The organism is Micromonospora sp. NPDC049004 (assembly GCF_040649315.1).
Lineage (GTDB): Bacteria > Actinomycetota > Actinomycetes > Mycobacteriales > Micromonosporaceae > Micromonospora.
In genome coordinates, this window is record NZ_JBEZFG010000004.1 from 528,186 (window position 1) to 540,092 (window position 11,907).

The window sequence follows — 11,907 nt, forward strand, 5'->3', positions numbered from 1 at the left end:
GGGTGTTGCTGGCGAGCGGACACCCCGGGTTCCCGGAATCCGAGTCGATCATGGGTGCGGGGCCGGGGTGGCCGGTGGCCGGGGTGGCCTGTGGCCTGTGGCCCGGCGTCAGCTGGTGGGTAGGTGGCGCAGGCTGCGGACCTTGCGCCACAGGTCGGCGTCACAACGGCCGGCGCGGTCGGCGAAGTCGGCCGAGCCGATCCGGATCGGCTCGGTCAGGCTCAGGTAGCTGTCGTGCTCGGCGCCGGGATCCCAGTCCCGGGTGGGAATCCGGACGTGGTCGTCCCGGTCGCTCTTGTCCTGACTGGTGATCTTCAGAACATCGGCGCCCCGGGAGTCGGCACGCAGCACCAGGCAGGGCCGCACCTTCGAGCCGCTGCCGTCGACGTACGGCACGTCGGCCCACCAGATCTCGCCGGCCGCCGGAGTGCCGGCCGCCCGATCGGTGTCGCGGGAGCGCGGCGTGGTGGACGGCCGATCGGTGCCGCGTGGCCTCGGCGGCGCGGGACGACGACCACCCGTGCGGGTCGGGGCGCCGCGGCCAGGTCGGCCGGCCGAGCGTCGGCTGTTCGCCCGGTGCCGCCAACTGTTCCACGCCCAGCCGGCGGCCACCGCCAGCAGGATCGCCGCCGCCCAGAGCAACGCCCGGGTCATCGCCACCTCCGCGTCAGGGCGGCACGCCGGCCGCTTCGTTCGGCGATCCTCGCACGTCACCGCCCCTGCCGCCCGCCGACGACACCGCCGCCCGCGCCGCCCGGACCCTTCCCGCCCCGCGGGCCGACCGCGCACACCGCACGTGATCCACTCCACATCGCCGAGGTGGGGGCATCAGGGCGCTCGGACACCCCCAGGTCGGCGACCTGGAGTCGATCAACGGCCGGCGCAGGCCGGCGTCGATCGCCGTTCGGCGACGGGTGGGGCGTCGCCGCGCCCCGGGGGCGTGGCCGGGTTGGGCGGGGCGTCGCCGGGTTGGGCGTCGCCGGGCGGGGCGTCGCCGGGCCGCGCGGGGTGGTACCGGTGGCGCAGGTGGGCGCCGGATTGTCACCCCGGACCGATACCGTGCCTTAGTAGCGTGATCAGGGAGGTCGCAGGCGTGTCCGAAGGTGGCGGGGTGTCCGAGGAGCAGATCGGTCAACAGGTCAGCCCGGCTCAGGAGGCGGCGGCCGGCGCGGAGCCGACGCCGCAGGCGCGGGAGCGGCACGCCACGCTGAGCCGTGAGCTGACCGAGCATCAGTACCGCTACTACGTGCTGGACTCGCCGATCGTCACCGATGCCGAGTTCGACAAGCAGTTGCGTGAGCTGGAGGCGTTGGAGGAGGAGTTCCCGGCGCTGCGGACGCCGGATTCGCCGACCCAGCGGGTGGGCGGCACGTTCTCCACCGACTTCACGCCGGTCACGCACGCCGAGCGGATGCTCTCGCTCGACAACGCCTTCGCCGACGAGGAGTTGGCGGCCTGGGCCGAGCGGGTCGAGCGGGACGCGGGCGGGCCGGTTCCCTACCTCTGCGAGTTGAAGGTCGACGGTCTGGCGATCAACCTGACCTACGAGGCCGGTCGACTGGTCCGGGCGGCCACCCGTGGCGACGGCCGCACCGGCGAGGACGTCACCGCCAATGTGCGCAGCATTCGGGACGTGCCCAGCCAGCTCGCGCCGTCCGCCGAGTTCCCGACGGTGCCCGAGCTGCTGGAGGTCCGGGGCGAGATCTACTTCCCGGTGGCCGGGTTCGCCGACCTCAACGCGAGCCTGGTCGAGCAGGGGCGGGCGCCGTTCGCCAACCCGCGTAACGCCGCCGCCGGCAGTCTGCGGCAGAAGGACCCCCGGGTGACCGCCTCCCGACCGTTGCGTCTCGTCGTGCACGGCATCGGCGCCCGCCGAGGGTTCCAGCCCACCGCGCAGTCGGAGTCGTACGCGGCGCTGAAGGCGTGGGGGCTGCCGACGAGTGACCGGTGGCGGGTGGTCCCGGATCTGTCCGGCGTGGCGGAGTACATCGCCTACTACGCCGAGCACCGTCACGACGTCGAGCATGAGATCGACGGTGTGGTGGTCAAGGTCGATCCGGTTTCCATCCAGGGTCGCCTGGGCTCGACCAGCCGTGCACCCCGCTGGGCGATCGCCTTCAAGTACCCGCCGGAGGAGGTGACCACCAAGCTGCTCGACATCGACGTCAACGTGGGGCGCACGGGTCGGGTCACCCCGTTCGCCGTCCTCGAACCGGTGCGGGTGGCCGGTTCCACCGTCGCGCTCGCCACCCTGCACAACGCCCGCGAGGTCGAGCGCAAGGGTGTGCTGATCGGCGACACGGTGGTGCTGCGCAAGGCCGGCGACGTGATTCCCGAGGTGCTCGGCCCGGTGGTCGATCTGCGGCCCGCCGACGCCCGCCCGTTCGTCATGCCGACCACCTGCCCGGCCTGCGGCACCCCGCTCGCGCCGTCCAAGGAGGGCGACGTCGACATCCGGTGCCCGAACACCCGCAGTTGCCCGGCCCAGCTCCGCGAGCGGGTGTTCCACCTCGCCGGTCGTGGCGCGTTCGACATCGAGGTGCTGGGCTACAAGGGCGCGGCGGCGCTGCTGGACGCGGAGATCATCGCCGACGAGGGTGACCTCTTCCAGCTCGACGCCGACCAGCTGTCCCGGTCACCGTTCTTCGTCAACAAGGACGGCAGCCTCGGCAGCAACGCGGTCAAGCTGCTCGACAATCTGGCCGTCGCCCGGGAACGCGACCTGTGGCGGGTGCTGGTGGCGCTCTCCATCCGGCACGTCGGCCCCACCGCCGCCCAGGCGTTGGCCCGGCACTTCCGCTCGATGGAGGCCATCGACGCCGCCAGCGAGGAGGAGCTGTCCTCGGTCGACGGGGTCGGGCCGACCATCGCGGCCAGCATCCGGGAGTGGTTCGCCGTGGACTGGCACCGCGAGGTGGTCCGCAAGTGGGCCGAGGCGGGCGTACGGATGGCCGAGGAGGCCGTGGACGAGGGCCCGCGCCCGCTCGAAGGGTTGACGGTCGTGGTGACGGGCACCCTCGCGGGCTTCTCGCGCGACCAGGCCGCCGAGGCCGTGCAGACCAGGGGCGGCAAGGTCAGCGGGTCGGTCTCCAAGAAGACGAGCTTCGTCGTCGTGGGGGACAACCCGGGTTCCAAGGCCGACAAGGCGGCCAGCCTCAAGGTGCCGGTGCTCGACGAGGACGGGTTCCGGGTGCTGTTGGACGACGGCCCGGACGCCGCTCGGGAGGTCGCCCGGGTGGAGGGCTGACCGCGGCGACCTGCCGACGCGGCGGCCCGTCGCGTATACCAACTTAATTACGACTACGACCGATTCGTGACTGTCATACCGGGAAACCCGGGGCCGAGGGCGTTTCATTGGTTCACGGCGTGCTCATCGGCACGTCGACAGTTCCTCGGGAGGTGTGATGGAGGTCGCCGACCCGCGCAACTCCGTCCCACCTGGGCGGGTGACGCCGTTCACCGCCTTCGTCGTCGGCATCCTGGTGGTCGCGGCGGTGACCGCCACGGGTCCACTGACGACGCTCCCCGACGAGCTGCCCCACCTACCTGTGGCGTTCTGGACGATGGCCGCCCTCGCGGTGGTCTGCGACGCGCGCCCGTTCGTCCCGCCGGGGCGACGGCAGACCTCGGCGGTCTTTCCGTCCACCTGTTTCACCTTCGCGATCCTGCTCGGTTGGGGGCTCGGCCCGGCGGTGGCGGTGCAGGCCGTGGGGGTGATCGTCTCTGGTTGGCGGATGCGCCACGCCGCGTGGCGGACCGCGTTCAACGTCGGCCAGTACGCTTGCGCCCTCGCCGCCGCGTACGGCGTCATCCACCTCGGGCCGGGCACCGTCTTCGACGGCGGTCGCCTGCACGGCACCGACGTGGCAGCCGTCGGCGGGGCGACGTTGGCCTGGTTCGTCGTGAACTACGGCCTGGTGAGCTGGGCGGTACGACTGCGCTTCGGCGGCCGCTGGTGGCCCACCGTCCGTCAGGGCGTCGGTTTCGAACTGCTCTCCACCGGCTCGCTGCTGCTGCTCGCCCCGGTGCTGGTCGCGGCCGCCCGTCTCAGCGCGGCGCTGATCCCGCTGGTCCTGGTGCCGCTCTTCGCCGTGTACCGGATGGCCCGGCTGACCGTCGAGCAGCAGCACCTCGCCGCCGCCGACCCGCTGACCGGCCTGCCCAACCGCAAGGCGTTGCTGGCCGAGGTGGCCGAGCAGGTGCACCTGCACGCCGAGCGGACCGCCCGCGGCGAGCCCGGCGGGCACCTGGCGCTGCTGCTCATCGACCTGGACCGCTTCAAGAACGTCAACGACGCGCTCGGGCACGCGGTGGGCGACCGGCTGCTGGTCGAGGTCAGCGCCCGGCTCACCGACGTGGAGCCTCGGCCGCAGATGATCGCCCGGCTGGGTGGGGACGAGTTCGCCATCGTGATGACCGGGCTGACCGACGCCAGCCAGGCGCGTGAGATGGCCGACCGGGTGGTCGGGGCGCTGGCCGAGCCGGTGCCGTTGGACGGGTTGCCGTTGGACGTCGGCGGCTCCATCGGGATCGCCCTCTTCCCGGAGCACGGCGAGGACTTCGCCACGCTGATGCGGCACGCCGACGTGGCGATGTACGACGCGAAGCACCGCAACGACACGGTCGCCGTGTACGCCCCGGAGTCGGACCACAACTCGGCCGAGCGGCTCGGTCTGCTCGCCGACCTCCGGCGGGTGCTGGAATCCGGCCCGTCGGCCCCCGAGCCGGGTGAGCCCGAGCGGACGGCAGACGTACCCCTCGCCGTGGAGGCCGAGGTGCGCGGCGGTGACGGTGCGGCGCTGCCCACCCCGGCGGCGGCCAAGGCCGCGCCGCATCCGGGCGGTGCGCCGGTGCTCGGCCCGGCGTCGCCGGCGGGCGTGCGCTGGTGGGGCCGCCGGCGACGGTCCGGCGCCGAGCTGCTGCCCGACGACGAGCTGATCAACCGGATCGCCACCGCCGCCGACCCGATCCGGGGCCGCAACAGCCGCGCGACGATCCCCGGCACCCGTTCCGGCCCGTTCCGGGACCGGCACGCCGGTGGCCAGGGGCGGCGGTCGCCGAACGGCGGCGCGGTGCCACCGCCGGGCCGGGACCGCCGGGGGCGCGACGGCGGGTCGGCTCCCGAGGTGCAGGCGACCGAGTCGACCGGGTGGGTGCGCGACGGCGGCGAGCCGGTCGACGACGCCGGTGAGATCACCATGTACTACCAACCGCAGATCGCCATCGCGACCGGCGAGGTCGTCGGCGTCGAGGCCCTGCTGCGCTGGCGGCACCCGCGCCGGGGCATGGTCGACCCGGAGGAGCTGATCCGGGTCGCCGAGCAGAGCGCGGTGATGCGGCTGCTCACCCGGCGAGTGGTGGACGACGTGGTGGAGCAGCTCGCCAAGTGGTCGGCGGCCGGCATCGGGTTGCGTGCGGCGCTGAACGTCAGCGTGCGGGATCTGCACACCGGCGAGATCGCCGACCAGATCGCCGACCGGCTGGCCAGCTACGGGGTGCCCGCCGAGCGGCTGCAACTGGAGATCACCGAGGGCGCCCTGATGGCGGATCCGCGCCGGGTGTTGGCCACCATCTCCCGGCTGCACCGCATCGGGGTGGCCATCGCGCTGGATGACTTCGGCACCGGCTACTCGTCCCTGCAACATCTGCGCCGGCTTCCGCTGTCCGAGGTGAAGGTGGACCGGTCGTTCGTGCTCGGCATGGCCGAGGACGCCGACGACGCGGCGATCGTCCGGTCGATGATCGAGTTGGCGGGCGCGTTGGGGCTGCGGGTGGTCGCCGAGGGCGTGGAGGACGAGCGGACCTGGCGGATGTTGTACGCCGCCGGCTGCGACGTCGCCCAGGGCTGGTTCTACGCCCGGCCGATGCCCGCCGAGGAGCTGGTCACCTGGCTGGCCCGCTACCGGCCGGTCCGCCCGACGGGTGGCCCCGAGCCGGAGGCCGGCCGCCGGTCGACCCGCTGACCCACCCGAGCAGCCGGCGGAGGGGGCGGAACAATAGACTCGCTCCGGTCACCGCGCGTCACGCCGCACGCGTCGCGCGCCGGCACACCGCCCGACCAGCAGGACATCAGAAGGGGGCACGGATGGCCGCCATCTCCCGCGAGGAGGTCGCGCACCTGGCACGCCTGTCGCGGCTCGCCGTCACCGAGGAGGAGCTGGACACCTTCGCCGGCCAGCTCGACGTGATCCTCCAAGCGGTCGCCCAGGTCGGCGAGGTCGCCGCCGCGGACATCCCGCCGACCTCGCACTCGGTGCCGCTGACCAACATCTTCCGCGAGGACGTCGTCACGCCGTGCCTGACTCCGCAGGAGGCGCTGTCGGGTGCGCCGGACGTCGAGGACCAGCGGTTCCGCGTCCCGCGCATCCTGACCGAGGACGTGGCCTCATGAGCGGACGTGCACGGGCGACTGGCGTCGCGGAGCGAAGCGGAGGGACGGCATGAGCGACCTGACCAGAATGACCGCGACGGAGATCGCCGCGCTGGTCGCCGGCGGCGAGACCTCCGCCGTCGAGGTGACCCGGGCGCACCTGGACCGGATCGCCGCAGTCGACGAGCAGGTGCACGCCTTCCTGCACGTCGACACCGACGGCGCGCTCGCCGCGGCCCGCGAGGTGGACGAGCGCCGCGCCGCCGGCGAGGTGCTGGGCACCCTGGCCGGAGTGCCGGTCGCGGTGAAGGACGTGCTCGCCACCCGTGGCGTGCCGACCACCGTGGGGTCGAAGATCCTGGAGGGCTGGCGCCCGCCGTACGACGCGACGATCGTCCAGCGGCTGCGCGAGGCCGGCACGGTGATGCTCGGCAAGACGAACATGGACGAGTTCGCCATGGGCTCCTCCACGGAGTACTCGGCGTACGGCCCGACGCACAACCCGTGGGACCTGAGCCGGATCCCGGGCGGCTCGGGCGGTGGCAGCGCTGCCGCGCTGGCCGCGTACGAGGCACCGCTGGCGATCGGCTCGGACACCGGCGGCTCGATCCGCCAGCCCGGCGCGGTCACCGGCACCGTCGGCGCGAAGCCCACCTACGGCGGCACCTCCCGCTACGGGCTGGTCGCGTTCTCGTCGTCGCTGGACACCCCCGGCCCGTGCGCCCGCAACGTGCTCGACGCGGCCCTGCTGCACCAGGTGATCGCCGGGCACGACCCGCGTGACTCGACCTCCATCCCGCAGCCGGTGCCGGACGTGGTGGCGGCGGCGAAGCTGGGCGCGACCGGCGACCTGACCGGTGTGCGGCTCGGCATCGTCAGCGAATTCATCGGCGAGGGCGCCGAGCCGGGCGTGATGGCGGCGTTCCGCGAGTCGGTGGACGCGCTGACCAAGATGGGCGCCGAGGTTGTCGAGGTCTCCTGCCCGACGTTCGCGTACGCGCTGCCGGCGTACTACCTGATCGCCCCGAGCGAGTGCTCCTCCAACCTGGCCCGGTTCGACGGCGTCCGGTTCGGCCTGCGGGTCGGCGACGACGGCAACCGGTCGCTGGAGGAGGTCATGTCGCTGACCCGGGAGGCCGGTTTCGGTCCCGAGGTCAAGCGCCGCATCATGGTCGGCACGTACGCGTTGTCGTCGGGCTACTACGACGCGTACTACGGGCAGGCGCAGAAGGTCCGTACGCTGATCACCAGGGACTTCACCGCCGCGTTCGAGCGGGTCGACGCGTTGATCTCGCCGACCACCCCGTTCACGGCCTTCCCGATCGGCGCCCGCACCGCCGACCCGTACCAGATGTACCTGGCCGACCTGTTCACCATCCCGACCAACCTGTACGGCGGGCCGGGCATCTCGGTGCCCTGCGGCCTCTCCGAGGGGCTGCCCGTCGGCCTGCAGGTGATGGCCCCGACGATGGCCGACGACCGGATGTACCGGGTCGCCGCCGCGCTGGAGTCCGCGGTCGGCACGTTCACCCCACCGGCACTGTGAGGCAGGAGCCCAGATGACGACGACGCTTCCCGCGTACGACGAGGTCGTCGCGCGCTACGAACCGGTGATCGGCCTGGAGACCCACGTCGAGTTGGGCACGAACACCAAGATGTGGTGCGGCTGCCCGACGGATTTCGGTGGCGAGCCGAACACCCGGGTCTGCCCGGTGTGCCTGGGTCTGCCGGGGTCGCTGCCGGTGGCCAACAAGGCGGCCATCGAGGCGATCATCCGGATCGGCCTGGCGTTGAACTGCTCGATCGCCGAGTGGTGCCGGTTCGCCCGCAAGAACTACTTCTACCCGGACATGCCGAAGAACTTCCAGATCAGCCAGTACGACGAGCCGATCTGCGTCGACGGCTACCTGGACGTCGAGGTGAACGGCGAGACGGTACGCATCGAGATCGAGCGGGTGCACCTGGAGGAGGACACCGGCAAGACGCTGCACGTCGGTGGCGCGACCGGCCGCATCCACGGTGCGACCGAGTCGCTCGTCGACTACAACCGGGCCGGCATCCCGCTGGTCGAGATCGTCACGAAGCCGGTGACGGGCACCGGTGCGCTCGCCCCCGAGGTGGCCAAGGCGTACGTCACCGAGCTGCGCGACGTGATCCGTACGCTCGGCGTCTCGGACGTGCGGATGGAGGAGGGTTCGCTGCGCTGTGACGTGAACACCTCGCTCAACCTGCCGGGCCAGGAGTGGGGCACCCGCACCGAGACCAAGAACGTGAACTCGCTGCGGTCGGTGGAGCGGGCGGTCCGTTCGGAGATGCTGCGGCAGGCGTCGGTGCTGGACGCGGGCGGCCGGATCACCCAGGAGACCCGGCACTTCCACGAGGACACCGGCGACACCACGCCGGGGCGCTCGAAGGAGACGGCCACCGACTACCGGTACTTCCCAGAGCCGGACCTGGTGCCTGTCGCACCGGACCCGGCCTGGGTCGCCGAGCTGAAGGCCGCCCTGCCGGAGCTGCCCCGGGTGCACCGGCGTCGGCTCCAGGAGCAGTGGGGCCTGTCCGACCTGGACATGCAGTCGGTGCTCAACGCCGGCGCGGTCGAGCTGATCGAGGCCACCGTGGCCGCCGGCACCACCCCGGCGGCGGCCCGCAAGTGGTGGCTGGGCGAGCTGTCCCGGCGGGCCAACGAGAGCGGCGTGGAGCTGGCCGACATCGGCGCCACCCCCGCTCAGGTCGCCGAGTTGCAGGGTCTGGTCGACGCGGGCAAGCTCAACGACAAGATGGCCCGTACGGTGCTGGAGGGCGTGGTCGACGGTGAGGGCTCGCCTACCGAGATCATGACCAGCCGTGGCCTGGAGGTCGTTTCGGACACCGGCGCGCTCACCGCCGCCGTGGACGAGGCGATCGCCGCGAACCCCGGCATCGCCGACAAGATCCGTAGCGGCAAGGTCGCGGCGGCCGGCGCCCTCGTCGGCGCGGTCATGAAGACCACCCGTGGTCAGGCCGACGCGAAGACCGTCCGTGAGTTGATCCTGGAGCGCCTCGGCGTCCAGGGCTGATCCGCAGGGACGAACACCGCTGGCGCAGTGAGCGCCGGCGGTGTTCGTCGTGCACCCCGCCACCCCTCGTGTGGGCGTCAACGGCGACGCCCGGATGGAGCCACCGTGAACCAGCACGACCTCGATGTCCTCGACGAGATCCAGCGGCGGGTGCTCTGGCTCGCCACCCGGATCGTGGACGCCGCCAACCACGATCGGGCCACCGGCGACGGCGTGAAGGTCGGCGGCCACCAGGCGTCCAGCGCGTCCCTCGTCACGGCGATGACCGCGCTGTGGTTCGCGCACCTGGACGCCGAGGACCGTGTCGCCGTCAAGCCGCACGCCTCGCCGGTGTTCCACGCGATCCAGTACCTGCTGGGCAACCTGGACCGCTCGTACCTGCCCCGGCTGCGGGCCCGGGGCGGCCTCCAGTCGTACCCGTCGCGCACCAAGGACCCCGACGAGGTCGACTTCTCCACCGGCTCGGTGGGCCTGGGCGCGGCGGCGCCGCTGTTCGCCGCCGCCACCCGCCGGTACGTCGACGCGCACTTCGGCGCCCGGCCGCACTCCCGGTTCGTGGCGCTGATCGGCGACGCCGAGCTGGACGAGGGCAACATCTGGGAGGCCGTCGCCGATCCGGCCACCACCGGGCTGGGCAACGTGATGTGGCTCGTCGACTTCAACAGGCAGTCGCTGGACCGGGTGGTGCCCGGCATCCGGATCAAGCAGTGGCGGGGTCAGTTCGAGGCGGCCGGCTGGCACGTCGTGGAGGTCAAGTACGGCCGCCGGCTCGCCGAGGCGTACGCCCGGCCGGGTGGCGGGGCGCTGCGCGACTGGATCGACGCGATGCCCAACGAGCAGTACCAGTCGCTGTTCGGGTTGACCGGCCCGGCCCTGCGCAAGCAGTTCCTGGACGGTGCGCCGGCCGAGGTGGGCGCGTTCGTGGCGGGCATCGACGACGAGGAGCTGCGCCCGCTCGTCACCGACCTGGGTGGGCACGACCTGTCCGCGATGCTCGACGCGTACGCCCAGTGCGACGCGGTCACCGACCGGCCCAGCGTCGTCTTCGCGTACACCGTGAAGGGTTGGGGGTTGCCCATCGCCGGCAATCCGCGCAACCACTCGGCGCTGCTCAGCACCGAGCAGGTCGACGCGCTGCGGGCCGCGCAGGGCCTGACCGCCGAGACCGAGTGGGACCGCCTCGACCCGGCGTCACCGGCCGGCATCCAGGCCGGCGCCCGCCGCGAGGCGCTGTCCCGCGCGCCGCGCGAGCGCGCGCTGGGGGTCACCGTTCCGGAGAGCACGGGAGTACGCGCCAACAAGCCGATCTCCACGCAGGAGGTCTTCGGTCGGGTGCTGGTGGACCTGGCGCGGGACCGGGAGGTCGGCCGCTACCTGGTGACCACCGCCCCGGACGTGGCCACCTCCACCAATCTTGCCGGGTTCATCAACAAGACCGGGGTGTTCGCCCCCACCGAGCAGCGTTCCTGGACCGAGGACCGGATGCTGCGCTGGACCGAGAGCCCGTCCGGGCAGCACATCGAGCTGGGCATCTCGGAGATGAACCTGTTCCTGCTGCTGGGTCAGCTCGGCCTGTCGTGGGACCTGTCGGGGCAGCCGCTGCTGCCGGTCGGCACCGTCTACGACCCGTTCGTGCTGCGCGGCCTGGACGCGTTCCTCTACGGCACGTACTCCGGTTCCCGGTTCGTGGTGGCCGGCACCCCGTCGGGCATCACCCTCGCCCCCGAGGGCGGCGCACACCAGTCCACCATCACCGCCTCCGTCGGCCTGGAACTGCCCGGGGTGACGTTCCTCGAACCGGCGTACGCGGGCAGCCTCGACTGGCTGCTCTGCGACGCGCTCGGGCAGATCGCCGGTGGGGTGACCCCGGCCGCGACCGCAGCGCCGACCGAGGACGGGGCGTACTACTTCCGGCTGAGCACCCGCCCACTGGACCAGGCGCCGTTCGAGGCGGCCCGGGCCCGGCTCGGCGACGCGGTGCTGCGCCGCCAGGTGGTCGCCGGGGCGTACCGGCTGGTCGACGCGCACCAGGCGTACCCGCACCTGGCCGACGCCCCGGTGGTGCAGCTGGCCGCCTCCGGCGCGGTGCTGCCGGAGGTGCTGGCCGCCGCCGCGGAGCTGGCCGAGGAGGGCGTCGCCGCGCACGTGGTCGACGTGACGAGTCTCGACCGGCTCTACCGGGCCTGGCAGCGCACCCTGCGTCAGGGCGTACGGACCGCGACCGTGCCCAGCGTGCCGGGCGCCCTGCGGTCCGCGTTCGCCGACCGGGTGCCGGTGGTGACCGTGCACGACGCGGCGTCGCACGCGATGGCCTGGCTCGGGTCGGCGCTCGGCGCCCCGGCGGTGCCGCTCGGGGTGGACGAGTTCGGCCAGTCCGGCAGTGTGGCCGACCTGTACGAGCTGCACGACCTGATGCCGGGCAGCATCGTCAACGCCGCCCTGGCCGCGCTCGCCCTCCGCTGACGCGCCCCGTCCGCC

At 72.8% G+C, this 11,907-nt stretch carries 7 protein-coding genes; 6 read left to right on the forward strand and 1 reads right to left on the reverse strand.

Annotated elements, in window-relative coordinates; genetic code table 11:
* Nucleotides 1–108 precede the first annotated feature (108 nt).
* Nucleotides 109–654, reverse strand: coding sequence for a type II toxin-antitoxin system PemK/MazF family toxin (locus AB0B97_RS15810; RefSeq protein ID WP_357494155.1), 546 nt, complete (start codon nt 652–654; stop codon nt 109–111).
* 457 nt (nt 655–1,111) lie between these two features.
* On the opposite strand from AB0B97_RS15810, the gene ligA reads away from it, so the two are divergent.
* The 6 genes from ligA to AB0B97_RS15840 all read left to right on the forward strand — a co-directional run bounded on the left by ligA (nt 1,112) and on the right by AB0B97_RS15840 (nt 11,892).
* Nucleotides 1,112–3,247 (forward strand): NAD-dependent DNA ligase LigA, encoded by a 2,136-nt coding sequence (gene ligA / locus AB0B97_RS15815; protein WP_357494157.1) that lies wholly within the window; start codon nt 1,112–1,114, stop codon nt 3,245–3,247.
* A gap of 157 nt (nt 3,248–3,404) precedes the next feature.
* Nucleotides 3,405–5,963 (forward strand): bifunctional diguanylate cyclase/phosphodiesterase, encoded by a 2,559-nt coding sequence (locus AB0B97_RS15820; protein ID WP_357494159.1) that lies wholly within the window; start codon nt 3,405–3,407, stop codon nt 5,961–5,963.
* 122 nt (nt 5,964–6,085) lie between these two features.
* On the forward strand, nt 6,086–6,391 hold the full coding sequence (gene gatC / locus AB0B97_RS15825; protein ID WP_210906830.1) for an Asp-tRNA(Asn)/Glu-tRNA(Gln) amidotransferase subunit GatC: 306 nt from the start codon (nt 6,086–6,088) through the stop codon (nt 6,389–6,391).
* A gap of 49 nt (nt 6,392–6,440) precedes the next feature.
* Nucleotides 6,441–7,916, forward strand: coding sequence for an Asp-tRNA(Asn)/Glu-tRNA(Gln) amidotransferase subunit GatA (gene gatA / locus AB0B97_RS15830; protein WP_357494161.1), 1,476 nt, complete (start codon nt 6,441–6,443; stop codon nt 7,914–7,916).
* A gap of 13 nt (nt 7,917–7,929) precedes the next feature.
* Nucleotides 7,930–9,429 (forward strand): Asp-tRNA(Asn)/Glu-tRNA(Gln) amidotransferase subunit GatB, encoded by a 1,500-nt coding sequence (gene gatB / locus AB0B97_RS15835; RefSeq protein ID WP_234581317.1) that lies wholly within the window; start codon nt 7,930–7,932, stop codon nt 9,427–9,429.
* Between the two features lie 105 nt (nt 9,430–9,534).
* Nucleotides 9,535–11,892 carry a pyruvate dehydrogenase gene (locus tag AB0B97_RS15840; RefSeq protein ID WP_357494164.1) on the forward strand — a complete coding sequence of 786 codons (2,358 nt, stop codon included), beginning with the start codon at nt 9,535–9,537 and terminating at the stop codon, nt 11,890–11,892.
* The last annotated feature ends 15 nt before the right edge of the window (nt 11,893–11,907 follow it).

Coding starts and splice junctions, on each gene's coding strand:
- AB0B97_RS15810 (WP_357494155.1), bottom strand. CDS start 654: ATGACCCGGGCGTTGCTCTGGGCGGCGGCGATCCTGCTGGCGGTGGCC.
- AB0B97_RS15820 (WP_357494159.1), top strand. CDS start 3,405: ATGGAGGTCGCCGACCCGCGCAACTCCGTCCCACCTGGGCGGGTGACG.
- gatC (WP_210906830.1), top strand. CDS start 6,086: ATGGCCGCCATCTCCCGCGAGGAGGTCGCGCACCTGGCACGCCTGTCG.
- gatA (WP_357494161.1), top strand. CDS start 6,441: ATGAGCGACCTGACCAGAATGACCGCGACGGAGATCGCCGCGCTGGTC.
- gatB (WP_234581317.1), top strand. CDS start 7,930: ATGACGACGACGCTTCCCGCGTACGACGAGGTCGTCGCGCGCTACGAA.